Source organism: Streptomyces sp. PR69 (assembly GCF_026420845.1).
GTDB lineage: Bacteria > Actinomycetota > Actinomycetes > Streptomycetales > Streptomycetaceae > Streptomyces.
In genome coordinates this window covers 288,865-314,741 of record NZ_JAOWCB010000001.1, presented here as the reverse complement: position 1 = coordinate 314,741, position 25,877 = coordinate 288,865, and the positions used below count along the sequence as shown (strand labels likewise).

The following is a 25,877-nucleotide window of genomic DNA, read 5'->3' as shown; positions in this document are numbered from 1 at the left end:
CCCACCCGCCCCTTTTTGGTGTAGGGGGCTTCGCCCCCTACACCCCCTGGCGGCGCTTCGCGCCGTGAGGGTTCCCCGGGCGTGCCCACCTCCGCAGACCGCGGGCACCTCGGGCCGCTGGCCTCCGCAGACCGCGGGCACCTCGGGGCCTTGAGCACGCCGACCTCCGCAGGGCACGGGCACCTCGGGCCCTTGGGCACGCCGACCTCCGCAGACCGCGGGGCTCCTCGGGCCCTTGAGCACGCCGACCTCCGCAGGGCACGGGCTCCTCGGGCCCTTGGGCACGCCGGGGCCCCTGCGCGGCGCGGGTTGCCTGTTCCTTGGGTGCCCTGGGGCTCGGGGCCTTGTCCCGCCTCGGGTGGTCGGGGCCCCTCCGGGCTCACCTCCTCAAGGCCGGCGGCGTGACCGCCCTTGTCAGGGTCACCCCGGTCTTGCCGCCGGTCCTCTGCGGGGGCGACCCTGCACGGCCCCTCCGCCCCAGACGGGCCGACTGCCCCGGCGTCCCCGCACCCGACAGGATGCGAGTCCCCCCTCACCCGCACCCGGCGGGGTGCCGGACCCCCCACCCACCCGCCGCACCCGACGAGGTGCTGGAAACGTGGGGGTCCCCCCACCCCCCAGGGCGAAGGGGGAAAGCGGGAGGGACAAGCACCCGCCCCCGCCACGGGCAACCCGCACGAACGGGCAGCCGCGCCCCCCGGGGCGCCCCGGCCCGCACCCGACGAGGTGCCGGAAACGGGCGGGTGGGTGGGAAAGGCACCGGCCCGGGCCACGGGCGTGCCGCACGGACGGGCAGCCGCAACCCCGGGCGCACCCCGGCCCCGCAGGACGCCCGGGGCGTCAGGACGCCTGACGGGAGCGGGCCTTGAAGGCCGCCTTGCGCGCCTCCTTCGCCAGCTTCCTGTCCCCGTGCAGCCTCCCCATCGCCTCCAGCACCTCCGCCGTCGCCGGATGCTCCACCCGCCATGCCTGCTCGAAGAACCCGCCGTGCCGCCCGACCAGGCCCTCCACCAGCTCCTGGAGTTCCTCCGGCTCGCCCTCCGCGTCCAGTTGCGCGGCGATGGTGTCGATGGCCAGCCAGAAGACCATCGACTCGGACGGCGGCGGCACATCCGTCGCGCCGCGTTCGGCGAGCCACACCCGCGCCAGCCCGCCCAGTTCGGGGTCGTCCAGCACTGCCCGTACCGCGGGCTCGGCTTGGGCGCCGACGAGGGTCAGCGCCTGCTGGCAGTGAAGCCGGCGCAGTGGAGCGCCCTCGTCGGCGCCCTTGGCCGCCGCGAGGAGCTGGACCGCCGCGTCCCCGACTCCGCGCCGCGCCAGCCACTGCTCGGTCTCCGCCCGCGCCGCCATCTCCGGGTAGCAGGCCAGCCCGTCGAGCAGCGCGTCCGCGTCCTTGTCCGCCAGGTCCCCGACCGCCGGCGCGTCCACCCCGGCCTCCAGCATCCGGGTCCGGACGCCGTACAGCCCGAGGGGTGTCAGCCGGACCAGCCCGTACCGGGACACGTCCTCTTCGTCCCCCGGCGGCACGGCTGCTTCATCGCCGGCCTCCTCGGCCAGCAGCGCCTCGTCCACCGGCCGGTATTCGACGAGTCCGAGCGGCTCGAACAGCCGGAACTGGTCGTCCAGCCGCATCATCGCCTCGGACACCTGCTCCAGGACGTCGTCGGTGGGCTCGCCCATGTCGTCGGGCACGATCATCGACGCGGCCAGCGCGGGCAGCGGCACGGGCTCCTCGGCAGCGCCGCCGCCGGAGACGGTGAGGAGGTACAGGTTCCCGAGGACCCCGTCGAGGAACTCGGTCTCCGCCTCCGGGTCCCAGTCCAGCGCCGAGAAGTCGATCTCGCCGTCCTCGCTGAGGATGTCGTCGAGGTCGTCCAGGACGGGCGCGGTGGCATCGGCGTGCACGGCCTCGAAGGCCTCCTGCCAGATGGCGAGCACGTCCTGGGGGCTGCCGGAGGTGACGAGCTCCAGGCTCTCCCCGGCGCTCGCGCCGCCGTACTCCGCCTCCTCGTCCTCGGCGTTCTCGTCCGGCTCCGAGACCTCGACGAGTCCGGTGTCGACCGCGATGCGCCATGCCTCGCTCGCATGCGCCGCGCCGTCCTGGTCGGCGGGGAGCCCCAACTCGCCAGCGGCCGCAGGGAGCTGTTCCTCGATCAGTTCGCCGCCCGCGCCGACCCGCGTCGCAGGACCTGCCCAGCGGGCGAGCCGTACGGCCCTGGAGAGCAGCGGCGCGGCGAGCGCGTCCCGTGCGAGCTCCGCGTCCGTGTGCAGCAGCACCGGGGGCAGGGTGGGGCGGTCTTCGGGCATCTGGTCGATCTCCTCGGCGCGTACGCGAACGGATCCTGGCGGGGCCTGCGAGATCCCCAGCGTAGACGCAATCCCGCCCGTTTCGCCGCGCTCGCCCGCGGGCGGCCGGGAGCAGTGCGGCAGACCCCGGTGGCCGTCGCCGCGCCGGCCGCGACTCGGTTCATCCACGCGTCATCGCGGATACACCTGTCAACCCTTGACAAGTACCCTTCTCAGCCAAGAGATTGACGCGCGTAGAGCCACCGCACAGCTCCACTCCGCCTTTCTGACCACCCCTCACTCCGGAGTTCGCATGTCTTCCTCCGCCCTGCCGAGACCCTCCGCGCTCTCGGCCGTCGTCGCCGCGGCGCTGGCCGCCGGTCTGCTCGCCGGCTCCTCCCCGGCCTCCGCCGCCGCCTCGGACGACATGGTCGTCCGCATCCACGACATCCAGGGCACCACCCGGATATCCCCGCTCGCCGGGCAGCAGGTCTCGGATGTCCCGGGCATCGTCACAGGTGTACGGACCTACGGCTCGAAGGGCTTCTGGTTCCAGGACGCCGAGGGCGACGGCAACGACGCCACCAGCGAGGGCCTGTTCGTCTACACGGGCTCCGCGCCGACCGTGGCGGTGGGCGACCGTGTGACGGTCTCCGGCACCGTCACGGAGTACGTCCCCGGCGGCAAGTCCTCCGGCAACCAGTCGCTGACCGAAATCAGCAGGCCGGCCGTCACCGTCGTCTCGTCCGGCAATCCGGTGCCCTCCCCCGAAGTGATCTCCCTGTGGTCGGTGCCGTGGACGTACGCCCCGTCCGGCGACCCGGCCGCGGACGGCAGCATCAACGACCTGCCGCTGCGGCCCCACCGCTATGCGCTGGACTACTACGAGTCGCTGGAGGGGATGAACGTACGCATCGGCTCCTCCCGGGTCGTCGGGGCCACCAGCCGGTACTCCGACATGTGGGTGACGGTCAATCCGTTCGAGCACCGCAATCGCCGCGGCGGCACCGTCTACGGTTCGTACACCTCCCAGAACACCGGCCGGCTGAAGATCCAGTCGCTGACCCCGCGCGCCGAGCAGCCGTTCCCCAAGGCGAACGTCGGCGATGTGCTGGCCGGCCGGACCGAGGGACCGCTGGACTTCAGCCAGTACGGCGGCTACACGCTGGCCGCGCGCACCCTCGGCACGGTCGTGGACCGCGGTCTGACGCGGGAGAAGACCCGCAAGCAGTACCGCGGTGAGCTCGCGGTCGCCACATACAACGTGGAGAACCTCGACCCGTCGGACCCGCAGGAGAAGTTCGACGCGCTCGCCGCCGGGGTCGTCGGCAATCTCGCGTCGCCGGACATCCTCGCCCTGGAGGAGATCCAGGACGACAGCGGCCCGAAGAACGACGGCACGGTCGGCGCCGAGGAGACGCTGAGGAAGTTCACGGACGCGATCAAGGCGGCGGGCGGCCCCGCGTACGAGTGGCGCGGCATCGACCCGGAGAACAACAAGGACGGCGGGCAGCCGGGCGGCAACATCCGCCAGGTGTTCCTCTTCAACCCGGAGCGGGTGTCCTTCACCGACCGCCCGGGCGGCGATGCGACGACCCCGACCGGGGTGACGAAGGACTACGGCCAGGTCGCCCTGACCCACTCCCCCGGCCGGATCGACCCGGCGAACAAGGCCTGGGAGAACAGCCGCAAGCCGCTGGCCGGCGAGTTCACCTTCCGCGGCCGCACGGTCTTCGTGATCGCCAACCACTTCTCCTCGAAGGGCGGCGATGAGTCGCTGGCCTCCCACCGCCAGCCGCCGAACCGTTCCTCCGAGGTGGAGCGCCACCTGCAGGCGAAGGCGGTCAACACCTTCGTCAAGGACCTCCTCAAGGCCGACCGCGCCGCCCGTGTGCTGGTCGTCGGCGACATCAACGACTTCGAGTTCTCGGAGACGACGAAGACGCTGACGGACGGCGGGGTGCTCTGCGCGGCGATCACCTCCCTGCCGCGCTCGGAGCGCTACTCGTACGTGTACGACGGCAACAGCCAGGTCCTGGACCAGATCCTCACCAGCCCGGCCATCCGCCGCTTCAGCTACGACAGCGTGCACATCAACGCGGAGTTCGCGGACCAGAACAGCGACCACGACCCGCAGGTGCTGCGCTTCCGCCCGTAGGGCCGCGCCGTGAGCCGCTGCACGCCCGCGCTGAGGCTCAGCGCGGGCGTGCACCGCTCGTACGGGGAAAGGCCGACCCGCTCGATCCGGCGGGGGGAGCGTTCTGCGTAGCGGTGCTAAGCAATCGGCTGAAGCAGATCTCACTGGAGCTTGCCCTCCGGGCCGGTCACACTGCGTGAATGGACTCCATTGCCTCTTCCCCCTCTTCTGGGACCTTCGGGCCTTTCGGCCGCGCCCTGTGCGCGATGGTCACGCCGTTCGACGACACCGGCGCGCTCGATCCCGACGGAGCGCAGAAGCTGGCCGCGCACCTGGTGGACGGCGGGTGCGACGGCCTGGTGCTGAGCGGCACCACGGGTGAGTCGCCCACGACGTCCGACGCAGAGAAGGCCACGCTCGTACGGGCGGTGGCGCAGGCCGTCGGCGACCGGGCGACGGTGATCGCGGGCGTCGGCACCGCGGACACCCGGCATACGCTGGAGCTCGCGCGGCAGGCCGAGGCGGCGGGCGCGGACGGGGTGCTGGCGGTGGCCCCGTACTACAGCAGACCGCCGCAGGACGCGGTGGAAGCGCACTTCCTGCGGCTCGCGGACGCCGTGGGCGTTCCGGTCATGCTGTACGACATCCCCGGCCGTACGGGTGTGCGCATCGAGCCGGACACGATGCTGCGGCTGGCGGAGCACCCCAGGATCGTCGCGGTGAAGGACTGCGCCTATGACCTGCTGGGCAGCGCGAAGGTCATCTCCCGCAGCGGGCTGGCCTACTACTCGGGGTGCGAGGAGCTGAACCTGCCGCTGTACGCCGTGGGCGGGGCGGGCTTCGTCTCCACGGTCGCCAATGTCGTGCCACGGCAGTTGTGGGCCGTGCTGGACGCGTATGACACAGGGGACAACGAGCGGGCGCGGCGGCTCCATGCGCTGGCGCTGCCGCTGACGGAGCTGATGATGGCGTCCGGGCTGCCCGGCACGGTCACCGCGAAGGCGCTGCTCGGGGCGCTCGGGCTGCCGTCGGGCGGGGTGCGGGAACCCCTGCGGCCCGCCGGCCGCGAGATGACCGACGGGCTGCTGGCAGCGTATGAGGCGCTGGCTCAGTCGAATACGTAGGTGAAGCCCAGGATCGCGGCGTGCTCCAGGACGTCCTCCATCGGGTCGTCGATCTGACCGGTGTTGAGGAGCGCGACGACGGGCGCGTTGTGCGAGTCGGTGTGCGTCTCGTCGGCGTGTGCGGCGGCGCCGGGCAGCGCCAGCGATGCGATGGCCGCGAGCGCGCCGACAACGGTCGTCCTGAGCTTCATATCGCCTCTCCGTCCTCGGAAAACGCAGGTGCCTCTGCGCTTGACCTGTTCATCCGCTGATCACAGGAAAGGTCACGCAGAGGCACCCGATGGGGTGGCGACAAGCCCTCGACGGTCAGTCGTTGCTGTGGAGCACGTCGTTGAGACCGCCCCAGACCGCGTTGTTGGGGCGGGCCTCGACCGCGCCGGTGACGGAGTTGCGGCGGAAGAGGATGTTGCTCGCGCCGGACAGCTCCCGGGCCTTGACGATCTGGCCGTCGGGCATGGTGACCCTGGTGCCGGCGGTGACATACAGACCGGCTTCGACCACGCACTCGTCGCCGAGGGGAATGCCGATGCCCGCCTCGGCGCCGATGAGGCAGCGCTCGCCGATGACGATCCGGACGTTGCCGCCGCCGGAGAGAGTGCCCATGGTGGACGCGCCGCCGCCGATGTCGGAGCCGTCGCCGACGACGACGCCCGCGGAGATCCGGCCCTCGATCATGGAAGTGCCGAGGGTGCCCGCGTTGAAGTTGACGAAGCCCTCGTGCATCACGGTGGTGCCCTCGGCGAGGTGCGCGCCGAGCCGGACGCGGTCGGCGTCGGCGATCCGCACGCCCTTGGGGGCGACGTAATCCGTCATACGCGGGAACTTGTCGACGCTGGTCACCTGAAGGTGCAGCCCTTCGGCGCGGGCGTTCAGCCGGACGGTCTCCACCTGCTCGACGGCGACCGGGCCGAGGCTCGTCCACGCCACATTGGCGAGGAGCCCGAAGATGCCGTCGAGGTTCTGCCCATGCGGCTGGACCAGCCGGTGGGAGAGCAGATGCAGGCGCAGATAGGCGTCGTGCGCGTCCAGCGGCTTGTCGTCGAGCGAGGCGATGACGGTGCGCACGGCGACGACCTCGACGCCGCGGCGCGGGTCGGGCCCGATCGCCTTGGCCGCGCCGTCCCCGAGCAGTTCGACGGCCCGGTCCGCCGAGAGCCGCTCGGTCCCGGCGGGCCCGGGCTCCTCCGCGAGCACGGGCGCGGGGAACCAGGTGTCGAGGACGGCGCCCTCGGGGGTGATCGTCGCGAGTCCGGCGGCGACGGCGCCGGTGGTGCGTGGAGCTGTGGTGCTGTCGGGCGAGTCAGTCATGCCATGAACCTAACCGGCCGCGGGTGCCGGGGGCGAACCGGTCTCACCTCCCGGTCGCCACGAGGCCGGCCGGTCGCCTGCGGCGGGCCGTTTCCCCTACCCCTCCCCTTACGCCCCCAGGGCGTTAGGGGACCCCCACTTCCCGAAACTGGGGGCTCCGCGCCCCTGACCCCCCTTCGGGGGGAGGGGCTGCCGCCCCGCAGCCCCAGGAGGCGGCAGCTTCGCGCCGCCGCGCCCGGTACGGCCTGAAGGCCTTGTCCTCACAGCTCCCCCAGCCACCTCCCTCAGACTCCGTCTGGGGGAGTTTGAGGCGCGGGGGTCCGGGGGCGGAGCCCCCGGAAAACGGGGTCTGGGGCGGAGCCCCAGGGGCCCCCACCTCACCCCCGCAGCACCCGCCCCAACATCTCCCCCGCATACCCCTCGTCATACTCCGCCCCCGTCAACAGCACCTGCAGACAGATCCCGTCCATCAGCGCCACCACCGCCCGCGCCGTCACCGCGTCCGTGCGGCGCGCCACGGTGTCTGCGACGCCCTGGCACCATTCCGCGGCGACGGGGCGCAGGGCGGGGCGGCGCAGGGCGGCCAGGTAGAGCTCGTATTCCAGCTCGGCGCCCGCACGGTCCCCGGCGAGCCACTCCCCCATCAGCCGGGCGAGCTCCGCGGCGACGTCGGCCTCGGGGTCGGCGAGGGCGCCGCTGTCCCGGACCGCCGCGGCGAAGCCCTCGTTGGCCTGGCGCAGTGCGGCGACCAGCAGCTCGTCGAGGGAGCGGAAGTGGTACGTCGTCGATCCCAGCGGCACATCCGCCTCGGCCGCCGCCGCGCGATGGCTGAGCCCGGCGATCCCGCTGCGCCCGACGACGCGGATCGCCGCGTCGATGATGCGCTGGCGGCGCTCGGGGTCATAGCGGCGGCCCATCAGTGCGCTCCGTCCAGACTCAGCACCACGACCCCGGCGATCACCAGCGCAATGCCGGCGATCTTGACCAGTCCGGCGGACTCGCCCAGCCAGATCATGCCGATGGCGGCGACCGCGGCGGTGCCCACGCCCGACCAGATCGCGTAGACCGTCCCGACGGCCAGCGTTCTGAGTGTCTGCGCGAGCAGTGTGAAGGCCAGGCCGTAGCCCGCCACGGTGAGCAGTGAGGGCCATAGGCGGGTGAAGCCGTCGCTGTATTTCATGGCCGTCGTGCCGGCCACCTCCGCCGCTATCGCCGCGGCGAGCAGTCCGTATCCCATCCCCATGCGTACAAGCGTACACATCGATGCGTACGGGTGTACATACAACTGTCGACACCCCCGGGAACCCGCGGCGAACACCAAGCGCTACGGTGTGCCGTTCGTATGCACAAGGGGAGGATGAGACATCAGTGGCTTATGGGAATCCGCCTTACGCAGGCCCGCCGCCGGGGTGGGGCGGTGGCTGGATGCCTCCGCCCCCGCCGCCCAAACCGGGCGTGATCCCCCTCGGACCGCTGGGGATGGGCGATATATACGGGGGCGCTTTCGCGACGATGGGCCGCTGCTGGAAGCAGCTCTTCGGCATGGCCCTCGCGGTCTACGGAGGTGCGGCCGCGCTCTTCGCGGGCGTGGTCGCGCTCGCCTACGCTGCGGTCAGCGAGCATGTCGACGTCCTGGTGAACACGTCGGCCTACGAGGAACCGCCGTGGGAGGACATCCGTCCGCTCATCGTCGCCTTCGTCTGCGTCTGGCTCATCGGCGTGGCCGTGATGGTGCTCGCCCAGGCGCTGCTCTCGGCGGCCTGCCCGGCCGTGCTCCAGGACGCCGTGATCGGCCGCCGGGTCATCTTCGGCGCGGTGTGGCGGCGGGCCTGGGGGCGGCTGCCCTCGGTGCTGGGGGCCGTCCTGCTGGGGAATCTGACCGTCTTCGCCGTCCCCTTCCTGCTGTATGCCACGGGCTTCGTCCTGCTTATGGCGGGCGCGGCCACGCAGAGCGGCGCGACCGCCGCATGGGCGCTGCTGCCCCTGCTGCTTCTCGCCGCCGTTCCGCTGTCGGTCTGGCTCTGGGTGAAGTTCCTGTTCGCCCCGACTGTGGCCGTCCTGGAGCGGCAGAGCCCGGTCGCCGCCCTGCGGCGCTCGTCCCAGCTGGTGCGCGGTGACTGGTGGCGGATCTTCGGCATCTCACTGCTGGCCGCGATCATGGCCGCGGTGGCCGCCTACATCATCCAGCTGCCGTTCAGCTTCGCCACGCTGCTGCCGGGCGCCTCCGTGGACCCCGACGCCTCACCGGCGCAGGCCCTCGCCGCCATGGCGGTCGGCCTCATCACGTTCGCCATCGGCTCGCTGATCGGCCAGATCGCCGCAGCGATCTTCCCTCAGCTGGTGAACAGCCTGCTCTACGTCGACCAGCGCATCCGCAAGGAGAACCTGGCCCCCGCGCTGGCCCAGGCGGCCCAGGAGGTCCAGGCGCCCCACGGGGCCCAGCACGAACCCGCCGGATGACGGCGAGCGACGCAAACGGCCGTGCCCGCCGGACGGTTCGTCCGGCGGGCACGGCCGCTTCACGCGCCAGAACGCGTGTCACACGTTGAAGCCGAGCGCCCTCAGCTGCTCACGGCCATCGTCCGTGATCTTGTCGGGGCCCCACGGCGGCATCCAGACCCAGTTGATCTTCAGCTCATTGACGATGCCGTCCGTCGCGGCCTTCGCCTGGTCCTCGATCACATCGGTCAGCGGACACGCCGCCGACGTCAGGGTCATGTCCAGCGTCGCCACATTGGAGTCGTCGATGTGGATGCCGTAGATCAGGCCCAGATTGACCACGTCGATGCCCAGCTCGGGGTCGACGACGTCGTACAGCGCCTCACGGACTTCTTCCTCGGAGGCCGGCTTCACCGCGGCCCCTGCGTTCTCGGTCATGCCGTCTTCCTCACAGCCTCATCGGCGTCATCGGACGTCTCGGCGCCCCCGCCCAGCGCCTGGGCGGTCGCGTCCTTCCACGCCATCCAGCTCAGCAGAGCGCACTTCACCCGCGCCGGATACTTGGAGACGCCGGCGAACGCCACCGCGTCCTCCAGCACCTCCTCCATGGCGTCGTCCGGCTCGATCTGGCCCTTGGACTGCATCAGCTCCAGAAAGACGCTCTGGATCTTCTGCGCCTCGGACAGCTCCTTGCCGACCAGCAGCTCGTTCAGCACGGAGGCGCTGGCCTGGCTGATGGAGCAGCCCTGGCCCTCATAGCTGACGTCCGCGATGCGCAGACCGTCGTACTTCACTCGGAGGGTGATCTCATCGCCGCACGTCGGATTGACATGGTGCACCTCGGCGTCGCCATCCCGCAGACCGCGCCCGTGCGGGTGCTTGTAGTGGTCCAGGATGACGTCCTGGTACATCGAATCCAGCTTCAAGGTCAGCAGCCCCTCATCCGAAGAAGTTACGGACGTGCTCCAGCCCGTCGACGAGGGCGTCAACCTCCGCCGGCGTGGAGTACAGATAGAAGGACGCTCGTGTGGTCGCAGGAATTCCGTACCGCAGGCAGACCGGCCGTGCGCAGTGATGGCCGACCCGGACCGCGATGCCCTGCTCGTCGAGCACCTGGCCCACATCGTGCGGGTGGATGTCACCGAGCGTGAAGGAGATCGCCGCGCCCCGGTCCTCGGCCGTGGTCGGGCCGATGATCCGCAGGCCGGGGACCTCCTGCAGCCGCTTGACCGCGTACTCGGTCAGGATGTGCTCATGCTGGGCGATCTTGTCCATGCCGATCGAGGTGAGGTAGTCCACGGCCGCGCCGAGGCCGACGGCCTGGGCGATCGGGGGCGTACCGGCCTCGAACTTATGCGGCGCGGGCGCATAGGTGGAGGAACTCATCGAGACGGTCTCGATCATCTCGCCGCCGCCGAGGAACGGCGGCAGGTCCTCCAGCAGCTCCTGCCGGCCCCAGAGCACGCCGATGCCGGTCGGGCCGCACATCTTGTGCCCGGTGAAGGCCACGAAGTCGGCCTGCAGCGCCTGTACGTCCAGCACCATGTGCGGGGCGGCCTGCGAGGCGTCGATCAGGACGAGCGCGCCGACCTCCTGGGCGCGGCGGACGATCGCCTCGACCGGGTTGATCGTGCCCATGATGTTGGAGACCAGCACAAATGAGACGATCTTCGTCTTCTCGGTGATGATCTCATTGATATTGGACAGATCGAGCCGGCCGTCGTCGGTGAGGCCGAACCACTTCAGCCTCGCGCCGGTGCGCTGCGAGAGCAGCTGCCACGGAACGATGTTGGAGTGGTGCTCCATCTCCGTGATGACGATGTCGGTTTCGCTGTCCACCCGGTAGGGCTCATCGGCCCAGCCCAGCATGTTCGCCACGAGGTTCAGCGACTCCGAGGCGTTCTTGGTGAAGATCACCTCATCGCGGCTGGGCGCGTTGACAAAGGCGGCGACCTTGTCGCGGGCGCCTTCATACAGCGCCGTGGCCTCCTCGGCGAGCACATGCACACCGCGGTGGACATTGGCGTTGTGCTGTTCGTAGTACTCATTCAGCACATCGAGCACCTGGCGCGGCGTCTGGGACGTCGCGGCGTTGTCCAGGTACACGAGCTTTTTGCCGTCGTGGAGTCGGCGGTCCAGGATCGGGAAGTCCTTGCGGATCGCCTCGGTGTCGAGGAGGCCGGGGAGCCCCTGGCGGGGTGCAGTCACGCCGATACGCCACCCTTCACATATGCCTCGTAGCCCTCGGCCTCCAGCTTGTCCGCGAGCTCCGGGCCGCCGGACTCGGCGATGCGGCCGTTCGCGAAGACATGCACGAAGTCGGGCTTGATGTAGCGCAGGATCCGCGTGTAGTGGGTGATCAGCATGGTGCCGACCTCGCCGCTCTCGCGGACGCGGTTGACGCCCTCCGAGACGATGCGCAGCGCGTCGACGTCCAGACCCGAGTCGGTCTCGTCGAGGATCGCGATCTTCGGCTTGAGCAGCTCCAGCTGGAGGATCTCGTGGCGCTTCTTCTCACCGCCGGAGAAGCCCTCGTTGACGTTCCGCTCGGCGAAGGCGGGGTCCATGTGGAGACGCTCCATGGTCTCCTTGACCTCCTTGACCCAGGTGCGCAGCTTGGGGGCCTCGCCGCGGATCGCGGTGGCGGAGGTGCGCAGGAAGTTGGAGACCGAGACGCCGGGAACCTCGACCGGGTACTGCATGGCGAGGAAGACGCCGGCGCGGGCGCGCTCGTCGACGCTCATCTCCAGGACGTCCTCGCCGTCCAGGGTGACGGCGCCGCCGGTGATCGTGTACTTGGGGTGGCCGGCCAGCGAGTAGGCGAGCGTGGACTTGCCGGAGCCGTTGGGGCCCATGATGGCGTGGGTCTCGCCCTGCTTGACGGTCAGGTCGACGCCCTTGAGGATCTCGCGGGGGCCGGTCTCCGCTTCGACGGAGACGTGCAGGTCGTGGATTTCAAGCGTTGCCATGGGTGCCTCAGGACTCCTGGGTGACGGAGACGAGCACGTCGTCCCCTTCGATCTTTACGGGGTATACGGGGACGGGCTGCGTCGCGGGAAGGCTGTCGGGCTTGCCCGTGCGGAGGTCAAAGCTGGAGCCGTGCAGCCAGCATTCGATGTGGCAGTCCTCCACTTCGCCCTCGGAGAGGGAGACGTTCGCATGCGAGCAGATGTCGTAGATCGCGAACACCTCGCCCTCGGTGCGGACGACCGAGACCGGCGTGCCCTCGAGTTCCACCCGCTTGGGGGTGTCCTCGTCCAGCTCGCTCAGGCCGCAGGCGCGTACGTACGTCATGCGACGGACGCCTCCAGCTCTTCCTCGATCTTGGCGATCAGCCGCTCCTCGACATCGTCGATGCCGATCTGCTGGACCAGCTCGGCGAAGAAGCCGCGGACGACGAGACGGCGGGCCTCGTGCTCCGGGATGCCGCGGGCCATCAGATAGAACAGCTGCTCGTCGTCGAAGCGGCCGGTGGCGGAAGCGTGGCCGGCGCCGACGATCTCGCCGGTCTCGATCTCCAGATTGGGCACCGAGTCGACCCGCGCGCCGTCCGTCAGGACGAGGTTGCGGTTCATCTCATAGGTGTCCGTGCCCTCGGCCGCGGCCTGGATCAGTACGTCGCCGATCCACACGGCGTGTGCGTCGTCGCCCTGCAGCGCGCCCTTGTAGACCGCGTTGGACTTGCAGTGCTGGGTGTTGTGGTCGACGAACAGCCGGTGCTCGTGGTGCTGGCCCTGGTCGGTGAAGTAGAGGCCGAAGAGCTCCGCCTCGCCGCCGGTGTCCCGGAACGCAACCCGCGGGTGCAGCCGTACGAGGTCTCCGCCGAAGGTGACGACGACCGACTTGAAGGAGGCGTCCCGGCCGATCAGCGCATTGTGCTGGGAGCAGTGGACGGCCTTGTCGTCCCAGTCCTGGACGGTGACGACGGTGAGCTTGGCGCCGTCTCCCAGGACGAAGTCGACATTGGCGGCGAGGACGGCGTCGCCGGTGTGGTCGATGACCACGACGGCCTCGGCGAAGGCGCCGAGCTCGATCACCTGGTGGGCGAAGGCGGTGCCGCCCTCGCCGTGGACCGCGATCCGGATGGGCTCGGTGAGCACGGCCTCCTTGGGCACCGTGACGACCGAGGCCTGCTCGAAGCAGCTGTACGCCTGGGCGGCGACGCGGTCGACGGGAGTGCCGGCCGTGCCGAGCCGCTCGTCGTCCCGGCCGACCGTCTCGACGATGACGCTCTCGGGGGCGTCGATGACGACCTTGACACCGGCGCCGTTGGCGACAGCCGTGCCGTCGTGCAGCCCGCGCAGCCGCTCCAGCGGAGTGAAGCGCCACTCCTCCTCACGGCCGTGCGGCACCGGGAAGTCCGCCACGTCGAAGGACGGGGGCGCACTCATCCGGGTGGCGACGGTCGACTCGGCGGCCACCGCGATCGAGCCGGCGGTGGTGGATCCCGCCGGGATGTTCTGAGCCTCAGCCATGGCTGTCCTAGCGCTCACTTTCTGCATTCATAGTGCGTGTGGCCTCCGGACGCCGTGCCCGGCGGGCACCGGCGCGCCCTTCGGCTCGCTCGCAGGCTCATGGGGTGAGCCAGATGGGACCTGGGGTCAGGGGGTGGCGGCAGCCGGCGGTCAGCCCACCGCGCCTTCCATCTGCAGCTCGATCAGCCGGTTGAGCTCCAGCGCGTACTCCATGGGCAGCTCCTTGGCGATCGGCTCGACGAAGCCGCGCACGATCATCGCCATCGCCTCGTCCTCGCTCATGCCCCGGCTCATCAGATAGAAGAGCTGGTCCTCGGAGACCTTGGAGACGGTGGCCTCGTGGCCCATGGACACATCGTCCTCGCGGACGTCGACATACGGGTAGGTGTCGGAGCGGGAGATCGTGTCCACGAGCAGCGCGTCGCACAGCACATTGGACTTGGCGCCCGGGGCGCCCTCGCCGATCTCGATCAGACCGCGGTAGGAGGTGCGGCCGCCGCCTCGCGCCACCGACTTGGAGACGATGTTGGAGGAGGTGTTGGGGGCCATGTGGACCATCTTCGCGCCCGCGTCCTGGTGCTGGCCCTCGCCCGCGAAGGCGATGGAGAGGGTCTCGCCCTTGGCGTGCTCGCCCATCAGGTAGACGGCGGGGTACTTCATGGTGACCTTGGAGCCGATGTTGCCGTCGACCCACTCCATGGTCGCGCCCTCGTAGGCCACGGCACGCTTGGTGACCAGGTTGTAGACGTTGTTCGACCAGTTCTGGATCGTCGTGTAGCGGCAGCGGCCGCCCTTCTTGACGATGATCTCGACGACGGCGCTGTGCAGCGAGTCCGAGGAGTAGATCGGGGCGGTGCAGCCCTCGACGTAGTGGACGTAGGCGTCCTCGTCGACGATGATCAGCGTCCGCTCGAACTGGCCCATGTTCTCCGTGTTGATGCGGAAGTAGGCCTGCAGCGGGATGTCGACGTGCACGCCCTTGGGGACGTAGATGAACGATCCGCCGGACCACACGGCCGTGTTCAGGGAGGCGAACTTGTTGTCACCCACCGGGATCACGGTGCCGAAGTACTCCTTGAAAAGCTCCGGGTGCTCCTTCAGCGCCGTGTCGGTGTCCAGGAAGATGACGCCCTGGGCCTCCAGGTCCTCGCGGATCTGGTGGTAGACGACTTCGGACTCGTACTGGGCGGCGACGCCGGCGACGAGACGCTGCTTCTCCGCCTCCGGGATGCCGAGCTTGTCATAGGTGTTCTTGATGTCCTCAGGCAGTTCCTCCCAGGAGGCCGCCTGCTGCTCGGTGGACCGCACAAAATACTTGATGTTGTCGAAGTCGATACCCGACAGATCCGAGCCCCACGTCGGCATGGGCTTCTTGTCGAACAACCGCAGACCCTTGAGCCGCAGCTTCAGCATCCACTCCGGCTCGTTCTTCTTCGCGGAGATATCGCGGACGACGTCCTCGGAAAGGCCGCGCTTGGCAGCGGAACCGGCTTCGTCGGAGTCGGCCCAGCCGAATTCGTACCTGCCCAGACCCTCGAGTTCGGGGTGGGCAGTCTCCGTGGGGAGAGTCATGCGGGGTTCCTCCCGGCCGTGCTTGCAGATGCTGTGGATGAAGTCTTGGGGATGAACGTGGTGCAGACCCCGTCGCCGTGGGCGATCGTGGCCAGTCGCTGCACATGCGTCCCGAGCAGTCGGGAGAAGATCTCGGTCTCCGCCTCGCACAGCTGCGGGTACTGCTCGGCTACATGGGCGACCGGGCAGTGGTGCTGGCAGAGCTGCTCACCCTGCTGATTGTGGGGCGCGCTGCGCGCCGTAGCAGCGTACCCGTCGGCGCTCAAGGCCTTCGCCAGCGCCTGGGTGCGCTCCTCGGGCGGGGCCTCGTCGACCGCCTTGCGGTACGCCTCGGCCTGCGCTGCGACACGGTCCCTGGCGAAGGCGGCGACTGCCTCCTCGCCCGCGGTCCGCTCGATCCAGCGGAGGGCGTCCACGGCCAGCTCGTCGTACGACTGGTCGAAGGCGTCCCGGCCGCAGTCGGTGAGCGCGAACACCTTGGCGGGCCGTCCCCGTGTGCGTGCTCCGTAGACCCGCTGTTCACGGGCTTCCACCACATTCTCCGCGGCGAGCGCGTCGAGGTGGCGGCGGACGGCGGCCTGGGTGAGGCCGAGACGGCCGGCGAGATCGGCCACAGTGGACGGGCCGTGGTCCAGGATGGACCGCGCGACCCGGTTGCGCGTCGAATGGTCCGAGCGCACCCCTGCCGCGAGCTCCTCCTGCGGTGTCTCCCGCCTGGCCTCGCCGTTTTTCACAACGCCATTGTTGCGTAATTCTTCTGACCGTGACAACCGGCGTCGGCCGCGCGAGCCGGTGCGCTTCGTCACTAAGGGTTACCTAAGGAGGAAGGGGTTTCCGGCGGTCCGAAATCACCGCGCAATAGGCTGTAACCTGGCCTTGACCTGGCCTTCCGCCAGGAATTCCAGCGGAATCGCGCACCATGGGGCGGCGGCCGCACGAGGGCTGTTTCCGGTACCGAAGATTCCGTTCATGCCGACGCCCGGACGGGGGACGGACCGGTGGGCGGCGGACCTTCGCCCCCATGGCCCGACGGGTGCTCCTCCCCGCCTAGACTTCCCGGCATGCGAAGCGAGTCCGCCGTCGAGATCCGGGGTCTGGTCAAGCGGTACGGGACGAAGACGGCCGTGGACCGCCTCGATCTCGATGTGCGCGCGGGCTCCGTCACCGCGGTCCTCGGCCCGAACGGCGCCGGCAAGACCACCACCGTCGAAGTGTGCGAGGGCTACCGCCGCCCGGACGGGGGCGCGGTGCGCGTGCTGGGCCTCGACCCGGTCGCCGACGCGGCGAAGCTCCGGCCACGCATCGGCGTGATGCTCCAGTCCGGCGGCGTCTACACGGGCGCGCGCGCCGACGAGATGCTGCGGCACATGGCGCGGCTGCACGCCCATCCGCTGGATGTGGACACGCTGATCGAGCGGCTGGGCCTCGGCTCCTGCGGCCGCACCGCCTACCGGCGGCTGTCCGGCGGGCAGCAGCAGCGCCTCGCACTGGCGATGGCCGTGGTCGGCCGGCCCGAACTGGTCTTCCTGGACGAACCCACGGCGGGGCTCGACCCGCAGGCCCGCCGCGCAACCTGGGAGCTGGTGCGGGAACTGCGCGCCGACGGCGTCTCCACCGTGCTGACCACGCATTTCATGGACGAGGCCGAGGAGCTGGCGGACGATGTCGCGATCATCGACGCCGGCCGGGCAATCGCCCAGGGCAGCCCGGAGGAGCTGTGCCGCGGCGGCGCGGAAAACACCCTGCGCTTCACCGGACGGCCGGGGCTGGACGTCGGCTCCCTGCTGAAGGCCCTCCCGGACGGTTCAGCCGCCGCCGAGCTGACCCCCGGCGCCTACCGGATAACCGGCGAGGTCGGCCCCCAGCTGCTGGCGACGGTCACCTCCTGGTGCGCCCAGCACGGAGTGATGCCGGACGGCATCTCCGTGGAGCGCCACACCCTCGAAGACGTGTTTCTGGAACTGACGGGCAAGGAGCTGCGCGGATGACGGCGCGGTACGACGAAGACGACCGGGGGTCCGGGGGTTGTCCCCCGGGAGAGCACAGCCTGGAACTGACGGGCAAGGAGCTGCGCGGATGAGCGCCGGCACATACGCACCGAAGCCGGGCGCCGCGCCCCTCGGCAGGATGATCACCGCGCAGGCCGTCTTCGAGACGAAGATGCTGCTGCGCAACGGCGAGCAGCTGCTGCTCACCGTGATCATCCCGTCTCTGCTCCTCGTGCTGTTCTCGACGGTCGACATCGTCGACACCGGCAGCGGCCAGCCGGTGGACTTCCTCACCCCCGGCGTGCTCGCGCTCGCCGTGATGTCCACGGCGTTCACCGGACAGGCCATCGCCACAGGCTTCGAGCGGCGGTACGGGGTGCTCAAGCGGCTCGGTGCGTCGCCCATCCCGCGCTGGGCGCTGATGTGCGCCAAGACGCTCTCGGTGCTGGCCACCGAGCTGCTGCAGATCGGCCTGCTGACGGCCATCGCCTTCGGCCTCGGCTGGTCGCCCGAGGGCAATCCGCTCTCCGTGCTGCTGCTGCTCGCGCTGGGCACCGCGGCGTTCTCCGGGCTCGGGCTGCTGATGGCGGGCACCCTCAGGGCGGAGGCCACGCTCGCCGCGGCGAATCTGGTGTTTCTGCTGCTGCTGATCGGCGGCGGGGTGATCGTGCCGCTGGACAAGTTCCCCGGCCCGGTCGCCTCGGCGCTCGGGCTGTTGCCGATCTCAGCGCTCTCCGAGGGGCTGCGCGAGGTGCTCCAGCACGGCGCGGCGCTGCCGTGGGCGGATCTGGGCGTACTGGCCGTGTGGGCGGCCGTGGGTCTGGGGGCGGCGGCGCGGCTGTTCCGGTGGGAATAGCGGCTGTTCCGGTGGGAATGGCGGGAACAGGAACAGCGGGGAACAGTCAGGGCGTCCGGGGCCGGGCCCGCGCCGGGCCCGGCGCAGAATGATCCGACTGGCCTGACTCGTACCCCTCGTGAACGGTTGCACAAGCCCCCTCTTACGATGAGGGCCGTGCAGACCCCTCTTGCCTTCATCGCCCAGCGCTGGACGCCCTCCCCGAAGACGCTCCGGCGCGCCGCGCTGTCCGCCGTCGTGATGAGCGTCGTCATCATCGTCACGGGCGGCGCGGTCCGGCTGACCGGCTCCGGCCTCGGCTGTGACACCTGGCCCAAGTGCACGGACGACTCCCTGTTCACCACGCCCGAGCAGGGCATCCACGGGCTGATCGAGTTCGGCAACCGGATGCTCACCTATGTGCTGTCGGCGGCCGTCGGCTGGACGATCATCGCGGCGCGGTCCGTGAAGCCGCGGCGGCGGGGGCTGAGCAGGCTCGCCTGGTCGCAGTTCTGGATCGTGATGGGCAATGCGGTGCTCGGCGGCATCACGGTGCTGGCAGGGCTGAATCCCTGGACGGTGGCCGGCCACTTCCTGCTGGCCAACGGGCTGCTCACGGTCACCGTCATCACCTGGCAGCGCACCCGCGAGGGCGACGGCAGGCCCCGGGTGCGAGTGCCGAAGCCCGTACGGCAGCTGTCCTGGGCGATCGTGGTCGCCTCGGTGGCGCTCATCGCCGTCGGCACCGCGGTGACCGGCTCGGGCAAGCACGCGGGCGACAGCAGCGAGGTGCCGCGCATGCCGTGGCACTGGGCGGACGTCGCGCATGTCCATGCGGCCGCGGCCTGGGCAGTGTGCGCGCTGGCGGCCGCGATGTGGCTGGCGCTGCGGGTGGCGGACGCCCCCGACGACATCCGTGCGCGCGCACGCGATCTGCTGCTGGTCCTGCTCGCCCAGGGCGGCATCGGCTATGTCCAGTACTTCACCGGCGTCCCGGAGGTGCTGGTGGGGGCCCATATGCTCGGCTCGGCTCTGATGTGGATCGCGGTGCTGCGGCTGGCGCTCAGCCTGCGCGAGCGGGAGGTCACGGCCCCGGGGATTCCGTCCCCGGAGGAGCGGGAGCTGGCCGTACGGGCCTGAGCCGGGCCGCCGTCCGGAGGTGGCCGTTCCGGTCGACGGGCTGAGCACGCCGGACACCGCCGCGAGCCGGTCCGCCGCCGGTCGCGCACACCAACCGCCCAGGGTGACCGGCCTGGCTTCCCGCCCGCGCTGATCGTCGCCGACCGGCTCCGGGCCGTCCGCCACCCCGCCATACGACCGGCTCCGGCTCCGGCATCCCTGTCCCTGCCACTGCCAGGCCGCCGCGCCGTGTGACCGGCTCCTGTCCGGCCCTCCGCCGCCGCGGGTCAGCCCCGGCAGACGGCCGGGTCCTGGAGCCGAGCCGCCGGCGCGAGGCCGTATACACGGCGCGCATTGCCCTCGGCGATCATCGCAGCGACCCGCTGGGCGTCCTGCAGACACCAGGCCCCCTCGGCGACCCAGCCGCCCAGCACCCTGCCCAGCGCCTCGCGGAAGCTCCGGGCGCCGACGACATGGAGCTCGGGAAGCCCGCGGGCGCCGCTGGAGAAGAGAAGCTTCCCGAACGGCGCGAGCTCAAGAAGCTCGGCCAGAACGGCCGCCGCCCTGGCTCCGGTGTGCGCCAGGGCAGGGCCGAGATCCGCGTACACATGCGGGAAGACGCTCGTCAGATGCGCCGCGTGACGGTGGTGCGGATAGCCGCCGAGCAGCACGAGGTCCGTGCCGAGCCCGGCCGTCGCCGCCGCGAAGGAGGAAAGGACCAGCGGGTCCGCCACCCCGACGTGCAGCTGGAGCGGCAGCCCGGAGGCGACGGCGATCCACAGCAGATGCCGTACGAGGACGGGGTCGCCGAGGCGGTCGCCGACGGCGCGCCCGGCCAGCCAGCGGCCCGCCGCGCCGCGTACCTCGCCGGGGCCCGGGGGCTCGGGTGCGTCGGCCAGCGGTGTCGTCATACCCGCGACAGAGGTGAAGGCGACCGCGTTGGCCGCCGCGCCGTGGACGGCCTCGGCGAGGTTCGCCAGAAAGGACTCCACCGTGCCGGAGGTGTCGGCGACCTGTTCGGCGAGGAGCTCAAGGCGGACGATCTCCCGCGCCTCGGCCGCGCCCGCCGCGGCGATCTCGGACGGCCCGCTGAGGTCCCCGGACAGCCCGGTGTCCACCAGATAGGTGGCGATGCCGCTCCCCCGAAGCAGCCGCCGTCCCGCCTCCAGCACACCGAGCTCCCGGCGGCGGGCGAGATAGCGGGCCGGGGGACAGTGCGGCTCCAGATCCAGCAGCGGCGGACACCAGCGCCGTACGGCGAAGCCGGTCTGCGTGTCGAAGAACGTGGTGCCCGGGGCGGGCGGGCCCGCCGTCCTGCCGAGGTACGCCTCGAAGGTGCCGAGGCCGAGTTCGGTGCGGAGTACGCCGTGGCAGTGCTGATCCACGAGGTTCGCCACGGATGCGGCGTCGATCATGCGGGGCTCCTGGGCGCGGGCCGTGCTGTCACACTCCTAACGCGTGGCCCGGGGTGAGGTGTTGCTCCCCAGCCCCTCCCCCTACGCCCTGGGGGGACCCCCACTTCCCGAAACTGGGGGCGGAGCCCCAGGGGACGGGTCAGGCGTTGGGCGGGCCGCCCAGTTGGATGCCCGCCATCCTCGTCCACTCGTACGGCCCCGTCCGCACCTTCGCCGCAAAGTCCCCGTCGAACGACTCATGCATCGTGATCCCGGCCTTCTCCGCCGCCGCCTGGGCGATCGCATGGCTCGGGGCAACCAGGTCCCCCCACCCCCCGTCCTCGCCGACGAGCACGATGCGGGTGCCCATCTGGCCCAGATAGGCGAGCTGGCCCTCGGCGCCGCCGTGCTGCTTGGCGAACGCGCGGATCTGCTTGGCGAGCTTGGCCGCGCGGCGCTCGGCGCGGGCGTCTGACTGGGTCTCCATAATCAGGATGCTACCGACGAGTAGATCAGTTGGCGACCGCCGGGCGCGGTGGCATGGGCCACGCCCGGCCCCGCACCGGCGTCGCTACCGCAGGAAGGGGTCGACGGCGACCGCGACGAAGAGCAGCGACACATAGGTGATCGACCAGTGGAAGAGCCGCATCTCCTTGAGCTTGCCGCCGGTGACACCGGCCCTGGCCCGCGCCTGGAGTGCGTGTGCCTCCCACAGCCACCAGCCGCCGGTGGCCAGGGCGACCGCGGTGTAGAACCAGCCGGTGTAGCCGAGGGGCTGCAGCAGCAGCGAGACGGCGACCATGACCCAGCTGTAGACGACGATCTGCCGTGCCACCGCCCGGTTGGAGGCGACGACCGGGAGCATCGGCACGCCCACGCGCGCGTAGTCGTCCTTCACCTTCATCGACAGCGGCCAGTAGTGCGGCGGCGTCCAGAAGAAGATGACGAGGAAGAGGATGACGGCGGCCCATGACATCGAGTCGGTCACCGCGGACCAGCCGATCAGCACCGGCATACAGCCGGCGATGCCGCCCCACACGATGTTCTGCGCGGTGCGGCGCTTGAGGATCATCGTGTAGACGATGACATAGAAGAGGAGCGCGCCCAGTGCGAGGGCGGCGGACAGCCAGTTGACGAGCAGTCCGAACCACAGCGTGGAGACGACGGCCAGGGTGATGCCGAAGACCAGGCCCTCACGGGGCGAGACCATGCCGGTGACCAGGGGGCGCTGCGCGGTGCGGTCCATCAGCGCGTCGATGTCGCGGTCGATGTACATGTTCAGCGCGTTCGCGCCGCCCGCGGAGAGGTAGCCGCCGATGCAGGTGGCCAGCACCAGCCACAGGTCCGGTACGCCCTGAGCGGCCAGGAACATCACCGGCACGGTGGTGATCAGCAGCAGCTCGATGATCCGCGGCTTGGTCAGCGCCACGAATGCCTTGACGCGGGCCCCGAACGGCCGATGGCCCCCCGGGCTGGGAGTCAAGACGACCCCTGCGGGTCGGGACTCGACGGCCGTCACGCACACCCCTGACAGAGAAATCCCAGCAAGCTCCGGGAGTGAAGGCCCGGTAAAGACTTGCGCGTACCACGCCACTCTAGACGTTGCCCATATGCCGTTCTCCGCCGGGGTGGGCTCGTGTTGAGCGGTATCCGCACGCCGCGCGTATACACGGTCATGCCCATGGCCGCGGTGTCATCAGCACCGGATGTCCGTCCCGGGAAGCCGGCTGTCACACCCGCCGGCCGCCGGGAGGCGAAGCGCCGCGGGGGGCGGCACTCTGGCAGTACGGATGCCCGTATCGGCTGCCGTCGGCGCCCGATCAGGCGCTCGAATGGATGAGCGCCCGGGCGAGGGTAGGCTCGACAGCGCCCGGTGCGACCTCAGCCGCCGGGATTCGACATGTGGAGAGGAGCCCTGACTCAGGGTGAGCACCAAGCCGACCACCACAGACCTCGAGTGGACCGCATCGGACCAGCGGGCCGTTGACACGGCCCGGGTCCTGGCCATGGACTCCGTACAGAAGGTCGGCAACGGCCATCCGGGTACGGCCATGAGCCTGGCCCCCGCCGCGTATGTTCTCTTCCAGAAGCTGATGCGGCACGACCCGGCGGACCCCGACTGGACCGGCCGTGACCGGTTCGTGCTGTCCGCGGGCCACTCGTCTCTGACCCTGTACATCCAGCTCTACCTCGCCGGGTACGGGCTGGAGCTGGACGATCTGAAGGCCTTCCGCACCTGGGGTTCCAAGACCCCCGGCCACCCGGAGTACGGCCACACCGCGGGCGTCGAGACGACCACCGGCCCGCTGGGCCAGGGCGTCGCCAACGCCGTGGGCATGGCCATGGCGGCCCGCTACGAGCGCGGTCTGTTCGACCCGGAGACGCCGCAGGGCGAGAGCCCCTTCGACCACACCGTCTGGGTGATCGCGGGTGACGGCTGCCTCCAGGAGGGCATCGCCGCCGAGGCGTCCTCGCTGGCCGGCCACCAGAAGCTGGGCAATCTGGTCCTGCTCTGGGACGACAACCACATCTCGATCGAGGGCGACACGGAGACGGCCGTCTCCGAGGACACGCTGAAGCGGTACGAGGCCTACGGCTGGCATGTGCAGCGCGTGGAGCAGCTGCCCAACGGCGACCTCGACCCGGCGGGCCTGTACCGGGCGCTGAAGGCGGCGCAGGAGGAGACGGAGCGGCCGTCGTTCATCGCGGCCCGCTCGATCATCGCCTGGCCCGCGCCCAACGCGCAGAACACGGAGGCCGCGCACGGCTCGGCGCTGGGCGACGAGGAGGTCGCGGCCACCAAGCGCGTCCTGGGCTTTGACCCGGAGCAGGACTTCGAGGTGTCCGACGAGGTCATCGAGCACACCCGCCGGGCGCTGGACCGCGGCCGTGAGGCGCGCGGCGAGTGGGAGAAGACGTTCGCCGCCTGGCGCACCGCCCACCCCGAGCGTGCGGCCGCGTTCGACCGGATCCGCGCGGGCGAGCTGCCGGCGGGCTGGGAGGACGCCCTTCCCGAGTTCGAGACCGGCCACTCCATCGCCACCCGCGCCGCCTCCGGCAAGGTGCTGCAGGCGCTGGGCGGGGTCGTGCCCGAGCTGTGGGGCGGCTCCGCCGACCTGGCTGGCTCCAACAACACCACGATCGACAAGACGTCGTCGTTCCTGCCCGAGGGCAATCCGCTGCCGGAGGCCGACCCGTACGGCCGCACGATCCACTTCGGCATCCGCGAGCACGCGATGGCCGCGGTGATGAACGGCATCGCGCTGCACGGCAACACCCGTATCTACGGCGGCACGTTCCTCGTCTTCTCGGACTACATGCGCAACGCGGTGCGGCTGTCCGCGCTGATGCATCTGCCGGTGACCTATGTGTGGACGCATGACTCGATCGGCCTGGGCGAGGACGGCCCGACCCACCAGCCGGTGGAGCACCTGGCCTCGCTGCGCGCGATCCCGGGTCTGAACATCGTCCGCCCGGCGGACGCGAACGAGACGGCGATCGCCTGGCGCGAGATCCTCAAGCGCTACACCAAGGAGTTCGGCGTCGGCGCCCCGCACGGTCTGGCGCTGACCCGGCAGGGCGTGCCGACGTATGACCGCAACGAGGACGCGGCGAAGGGCGGCTATGTGCTGTTCGAGGCCGAAGGGCCGTCCGGGCAGGCCGCTGAGCCGCAGGTCGTGCTGATCGGCACCGGCTCCGAGGTGCAGCTCGCGGTCGCGGCGCGGGAGCAGCTGCAGGCCGAGGGCGTCCCGGCCCGGGTGGTGTCGATGCCGTCCGTGGAGTGGTTCGAGGAGCAGGAGCAGGGGTACCGCGACAGCGTGCTGCCGCCCTCGGTGAAGGCGCGGGTGGCGGTCGAGGCCGGGATCGGCCTGACCTGGCACCGCTATGTGGGCGATGCGGGCCGCATCGTTTCGCTGGAGCACTTCGGCGCTTCGGCGGACGGCAAGGTCCTCTTCCGCGAGTTCGGCTTCACTGCCGAGGCGGTCGCCGCGGCCGCCCGGGAATCGATCGCGGCCGCCGCGCGCTGACGGCGTCATACGCATTCTGCATAAGGACTAGGAGATGCAACTCTCATGACAGACGCACTCAAGCGCCTCTCCGACGAAGGCGTCGCGATCTGGCTGGACGACCTGTCGCGCAAGCGGATCACCTCGGGCAATCTGGCCGAGCTGATCGACGAGCAGCACGTCGTGGGCGTCACCACCAACCCTTCGATCTTCCAGAAGGCGATCAGCGGCGGTGACGGCTATGAGCAGCAGCTCGCGGATCTCGCCGCGCGCAAGGTGACCGTCGAGGAAGCCGTCCGCATGATCACGACGGCGGATGTGCGGGATGCGGCGGACATCCTGCGTCCGGTCTTCGACGCCACCGGCGGGCAGGACGGCCGGGTCTCCATCGAGGTGGACCCGCGTCTCGCCCACAACACCGCGGCCACCATCGCGGAGGCCAAGCAGCTCGCCTGGCTGGTGGACCGGCCGAACACACTGATCAAGATCCCGGCCACCAAGGCGGGTCTGCCGGCGATCACCGAGGTGATCGGTCTGGGCATCAGCGTCAATGTCACGCTGATCTTCTCGCTGGAGCGCTACCGCGAGGTGATGGACGCCTACCTGGCCGGTCTGGAGAAGGCCAAGGAGCGCGGCCTGGACCTGTCCAAGATCCAGTCGGTGGCGTCGTTCTTCGTGTCCCGCGTGGACACCGAGATCGACAAGCGGCTGGACGCGCTGGGCACCCCGGAGGCCAAGGAGCTGCGCGGCAAGGCCGCTCTCGCCAACGCCCGGCTGGCGTACGAGGCGTACGAGGAGGTGTTCGGGTCCGACCGCTGGGCGGCGCTGGACAAGGCGCAGGCCAACCGCCAGCGTCCGCTGTGGGCGTCGACCGGGGTGAAGGACCCCGCGTACAAGGACACGCTGTACGTCGACGAGCTGGTCGCGCCCGGCACGGTGAACACCATGCCGGAGGCCACGCTGGAGGCGACCGCCGACCACGGCGAGATCACCGGCGACACGGTGCGCGGCACATACGAGCAGGCCCGCGCCGATCTGGACGCCGTGGAGAAGCTCGGCATCTCTTATGACGACGTGGTGCAGCTGCTGGAGGACGAGGGCGTCGAGAAGTTCGAGGCGTCCTGGAACGATCTGCTCAAGTCGACCGAGGCGGAGCTTGAGCGCCTCACCCCGTCGGAGGGCTGACCCACCTT

The 25,877-nt window shown here is 70.5% G+C and carries 24 protein-coding genes; 8 read left to right on the top strand and 16 right to left on the bottom strand.

What is annotated here, in order from left to right:
* Positions 1–840: 840 nt before the first annotated feature.
* Positions 841–2,307: a hypothetical protein gene (locus OF819_RS01345; RefSeq protein WP_267241379.1), complete on the bottom strand. Its 1,467-nt coding sequence runs from the start codon at positions 2,305–2,307 to the stop codon at positions 841–843.
* Between the two features lie 292 nt (positions 2,308–2,599).
* Between OF819_RS01345 and OF819_RS01340 the strand changes: the two genes are divergently transcribed.
* On the top strand, positions 2,600–4,444 hold the full coding sequence (locus tag OF819_RS01340) for an endonuclease/exonuclease/phosphatase family protein (RefSeq protein WP_267241378.1): 1,845 nt from the start codon (positions 2,600–2,602) through the stop codon (positions 4,442–4,444).
* A 179-nt stretch (positions 4,445–4,623) separates the two neighbouring features.
* Positions 4,624–5,547, top strand: coding sequence for a 4-hydroxy-tetrahydrodipicolinate synthase (gene dapA / locus OF819_RS01335; protein ID WP_267241377.1), 924 nt, complete (start codon positions 4,624–4,626; stop codon positions 5,545–5,547).
* On the opposite strand, the gene OF819_RS01330 is transcribed toward dapA, so the two are convergent.
* The 4 genes from OF819_RS01330 to OF819_RS01315 form a co-directional block, all read right to left on the bottom strand.
* Complete coding sequence (locus OF819_RS01330) at positions 5,532–5,738, bottom strand: hypothetical protein (protein WP_267241376.1); 207 nt, start codon at positions 5,736–5,738, stop codon at positions 5,532–5,534. The genes dapA and OF819_RS01330 overlap by 16 nt on opposite strands.
* A gap of 115 nt (positions 5,739–5,853) precedes the next feature.
* A complete protein-coding gene (dapD, locus tag OF819_RS01325; RefSeq protein WP_267241375.1) occupies positions 5,854–6,855 on the bottom strand; it encodes a 2,3,4,5-tetrahydropyridine-2,6-dicarboxylate N-succinyltransferase in 1,002 nt (333 codons plus the stop codon).
* 377 nt (positions 6,856–7,232) lie between these two features.
* A complete protein-coding gene (locus tag OF819_RS01320; RefSeq protein WP_267241374.1) occupies positions 7,233–7,772 on the bottom strand; it encodes a TetR/AcrR family transcriptional regulator in 540 nt (179 codons plus the stop codon).
* On the bottom strand, positions 7,772–8,098 hold the full coding sequence (locus OF819_RS01315; protein WP_267241373.1) for a DMT family transporter: 327 nt from the start codon (positions 8,096–8,098) through the stop codon (positions 7,772–7,774). Before OF819_RS01315 ends, OF819_RS01320 begins: the two co-directional genes overlap by 1 nt.
* 212 nt (positions 8,099–8,310) lie before the next feature.
* Between OF819_RS01315 and OF819_RS01310 the strand changes: the two genes are divergently transcribed.
* The gene (locus OF819_RS01310) at positions 8,311–9,315 is read left to right on the top strand and encodes a glycerophosphoryl diester phosphodiesterase membrane domain-containing protein (protein ID WP_267241372.1); all 1,005 of its coding nucleotides are present in this window, start codon (positions 8,311–8,313) and stop codon (positions 9,313–9,315) included.
* Positions 9,316–9,393: 78 nt separating this feature from the next.
* Here the strand turns inward: OF819_RS01310 and OF819_RS01305 are convergent, their stop codons facing one another.
* The 8 genes from OF819_RS01305 to OF819_RS01270 form a co-directional block, all read right to left on the bottom strand.
* A complete protein-coding gene (locus tag OF819_RS01305; protein ID WP_267241371.1) occupies positions 9,394–9,732 on the bottom strand; it encodes a metal-sulfur cluster assembly factor in 339 nt (112 codons plus the stop codon).
* Entirely contained in the window at positions 9,729–10,220 is a 492-nt protein-coding gene (gene sufU / locus OF819_RS01300; protein WP_267241370.1) for a Fe-S cluster assembly sulfur transfer protein SufU, read from the bottom strand. Before sufU ends, OF819_RS01305 begins: the two co-directional genes overlap by 4 nt.
* Positions 10,221–10,233: 13 nt before the next feature.
* Positions 10,234–11,502, bottom strand: a complete 1,269-nt coding sequence (locus OF819_RS01295; protein ID WP_267241369.1) for a cysteine desulfurase — start codon at positions 11,500–11,502, stop codon at positions 10,234–10,236.
* Positions 11,499–12,263 carry a Fe-S cluster assembly ATPase SufC gene (gene sufC / locus OF819_RS01290; RefSeq protein ID WP_267241368.1) on the bottom strand — a complete coding sequence of 255 codons (765 nt, stop codon included), beginning with the start codon at positions 12,261–12,263 and terminating at the stop codon, positions 11,499–11,501. Before sufC ends, OF819_RS01295 begins: the two co-directional genes overlap by 4 nt.
* Before the next feature lie 7 nt (positions 12,264–12,270).
* A complete protein-coding gene (locus tag OF819_RS01285) occupies positions 12,271–12,588 on the bottom strand; it encodes a non-heme iron oxygenase ferredoxin subunit (protein WP_267241367.1) in 318 nt (105 codons plus the stop codon).
* Positions 12,585–13,769: a Fe-S cluster assembly protein SufD gene (sufD, locus tag OF819_RS01280; RefSeq protein ID WP_267241366.1), complete on the bottom strand. Its 1,185-nt coding sequence runs from the start codon at positions 13,767–13,769 to the stop codon at positions 12,585–12,587. The genes OF819_RS01285 and sufD overlap by 4 nt, the downstream gene beginning before the upstream one ends.
* A gap of 150 nt (positions 13,770–13,919) precedes the next feature.
* Positions 13,920–15,341, bottom strand: a complete 1,422-nt coding sequence (sufB, locus tag OF819_RS01275) for a Fe-S cluster assembly protein SufB (protein ID WP_267241365.1) — start codon at positions 15,339–15,341, stop codon at positions 13,920–13,922.
* Entirely contained in the window at positions 15,338–16,075 is a 738-nt protein-coding gene (locus OF819_RS01270) for a helix-turn-helix transcriptional regulator (protein WP_267241364.1), read from the bottom strand. The genes sufB and OF819_RS01270 overlap by 4 nt, the downstream gene beginning before the upstream one ends.
* Positions 16,076–16,402: 327 nt before the next feature.
* Between OF819_RS01270 and OF819_RS01265 the strand changes: the two genes are divergently transcribed.
* The 3 genes from OF819_RS01265 (at position 16,403) to OF819_RS01255 (ending at position 19,304) form a co-directional block, all read left to right on the top strand.
* Positions 16,403–17,329 carry an ABC transporter ATP-binding protein gene (locus OF819_RS01265; RefSeq protein WP_267241363.1) on the top strand — a complete coding sequence of 309 codons (927 nt, stop codon included), beginning with the start codon at positions 16,403–16,405 and terminating at the stop codon, positions 17,327–17,329.
* 88 nt (positions 17,330–17,417) lie between these two features.
* Entirely contained in the window at positions 17,418–18,185 is a 768-nt protein-coding gene (locus OF819_RS01260; RefSeq protein WP_267241362.1) for an ABC transporter permease, read from the top strand.
* A 147-nt stretch (positions 18,186–18,332) separates the two neighbouring features.
* A complete protein-coding gene (locus tag OF819_RS01255; RefSeq protein ID WP_267241361.1) occupies positions 18,333–19,304 on the top strand; it encodes a COX15/CtaA family protein in 972 nt (323 codons plus the stop codon).
* A 266-nt stretch (positions 19,305–19,570) separates the two neighbouring features.
* Here OF819_RS01255 and OF819_RS01250 read toward each other — a convergent pair whose 3' ends face one another.
* From OF819_RS01250 to OF819_RS01240, 3 genes are all read right to left on the bottom strand, one after another.
* Positions 19,571–20,698, bottom strand: coding sequence for an amidohydrolase family protein (locus OF819_RS01250; RefSeq protein ID WP_267241360.1), 1,128 nt, complete (start codon positions 20,696–20,698; stop codon positions 19,571–19,573).
* Between the two features lie 139 nt (positions 20,699–20,837).
* Positions 20,838–21,164, bottom strand: coding sequence for a hypothetical protein (locus tag OF819_RS01245; protein ID WP_267241359.1), 327 nt, complete (start codon positions 21,162–21,164; stop codon positions 20,838–20,840).
* Between the two features lie 84 nt (positions 21,165–21,248).
* Positions 21,249–22,196, bottom strand: a complete 948-nt coding sequence (locus tag OF819_RS01240) for a heme o synthase (protein WP_267241358.1) — start codon at positions 22,194–22,196, stop codon at positions 21,249–21,251.
* A gap of 406 nt (positions 22,197–22,602) precedes the next feature.
* Here OF819_RS01240 and tkt point away from each other — a divergent pair, with 406 nt between their 5' ends.
* Together tkt and tal are read left to right on the top strand one after the other, a co-directional pair.
* A complete protein-coding gene (gene tkt / locus OF819_RS01235) occupies positions 22,603–24,705 on the top strand; it encodes a transketolase (RefSeq protein ID WP_267241357.1) in 2,103 nt (700 codons plus the stop codon).
* A gap of 45 nt (positions 24,706–24,750) precedes the next feature.
* Positions 24,751–25,869, top strand: a complete 1,119-nt coding sequence (tal, locus tag OF819_RS01230; RefSeq protein ID WP_267241356.1) for a transaldolase — start codon at positions 24,751–24,753, stop codon at positions 25,867–25,869.
* Positions 25,870–25,877: the final 8 nt, after the last annotated feature.

What these genes read in the sequence shown, in the direction of transcription:
- OF819_RS01345 (WP_267241379.1), bottom strand. Translation starts at nt 2,307, where the DNA reads ATGCCCGAAGACCGCCCCACCCTGCCCCCGGTGCTGCTGCACACGGAC.
- OF819_RS01340 (WP_267241378.1), top strand. Translation starts at nt 2,600, where the DNA reads ATGTCTTCCTCCGCCCTGCCGAGACCCTCCGCGCTCTCGGCCGTCGTC.
- dapA (WP_267241377.1), top strand. Translation starts at nt 4,624, where the DNA reads ATGGACTCCATTGCCTCTTCCCCCTCTTCTGGGACCTTCGGGCCTTTC.
- OF819_RS01330 (WP_267241376.1), bottom strand. Translation starts at nt 5,738, where the DNA reads ATGAAGCTCAGGACGACCGTTGTCGGCGCGCTCGCGGCCATCGCATCG.
- dapD (WP_267241375.1), bottom strand. Translation starts at nt 6,855, where the DNA reads ATGACTGACTCGCCCGACAGCACCACAGCTCCACGCACCACCGGCGCC.
- OF819_RS01320 (WP_267241374.1), bottom strand. Translation starts at nt 7,772, where the DNA reads ATGGGCCGCCGCTATGACCCCGAGCGCCGCCAGCGCATCATCGACGCG.
- OF819_RS01315 (WP_267241373.1), bottom strand. Translation starts at nt 8,098, where the DNA reads ATGGGGATGGGATACGGACTGCTCGCCGCGGCGATAGCGGCGGAGGTG.
- OF819_RS01305 (WP_267241371.1), bottom strand. Translation starts at nt 9,732, where the DNA reads ATGACCGAGAACGCAGGGGCCGCGGTGAAGCCGGCCTCCGAGGAAGAA.
- sufC (WP_267241368.1), bottom strand. Translation starts at nt 12,263, where the DNA reads ATGGCAACGCTTGAAATCCACGACCTGCACGTCTCCGTCGAAGCGGAG.
- OF819_RS01285 (WP_267241367.1), bottom strand. Translation starts at nt 12,588, where the DNA reads ATGACGTACGTACGCGCCTGCGGCCTGAGCGAGCTGGACGAGGACACC.
- sufD (WP_267241366.1), bottom strand. Translation starts at nt 13,769, where the DNA reads ATGGCTGAGGCTCAGAACATCCCGGCGGGATCCACCACCGCCGGCTCG.
- sufB (WP_267241365.1), bottom strand. Translation starts at nt 15,341, where the DNA reads ATGACTCTCCCCACGGAGACTGCCCACCCCGAACTCGAGGGTCTGGGC.
- OF819_RS01265 (WP_267241363.1), top strand. Translation starts at nt 16,403, where the DNA reads ATGCGAAGCGAGTCCGCCGTCGAGATCCGGGGTCTGGTCAAGCGGTAC.
- OF819_RS01260 (WP_267241362.1), top strand. Translation starts at nt 17,418, where the DNA reads ATGAGCGCCGGCACATACGCACCGAAGCCGGGCGCCGCGCCCCTCGGC.
- OF819_RS01255 (WP_267241361.1), top strand. Translation starts at nt 18,333, where the DNA reads ATGAGGGCCGTGCAGACCCCTCTTGCCTTCATCGCCCAGCGCTGGACG.
- OF819_RS01250 (WP_267241360.1), bottom strand. Translation starts at nt 20,698, where the DNA reads ATGATCGACGCCGCATCCGTGGCGAACCTCGTGGATCAGCACTGCCAC.
- OF819_RS01245 (WP_267241359.1), bottom strand. Translation starts at nt 21,164, where the DNA reads ATGGAGACCCAGTCAGACGCCCGCGCCGAGCGCCGCGCGGCCAAGCTC.
- tal (WP_267241356.1), top strand. Translation starts at nt 24,751, where the DNA reads ATGACAGACGCACTCAAGCGCCTCTCCGACGAAGGCGTCGCGATCTGG.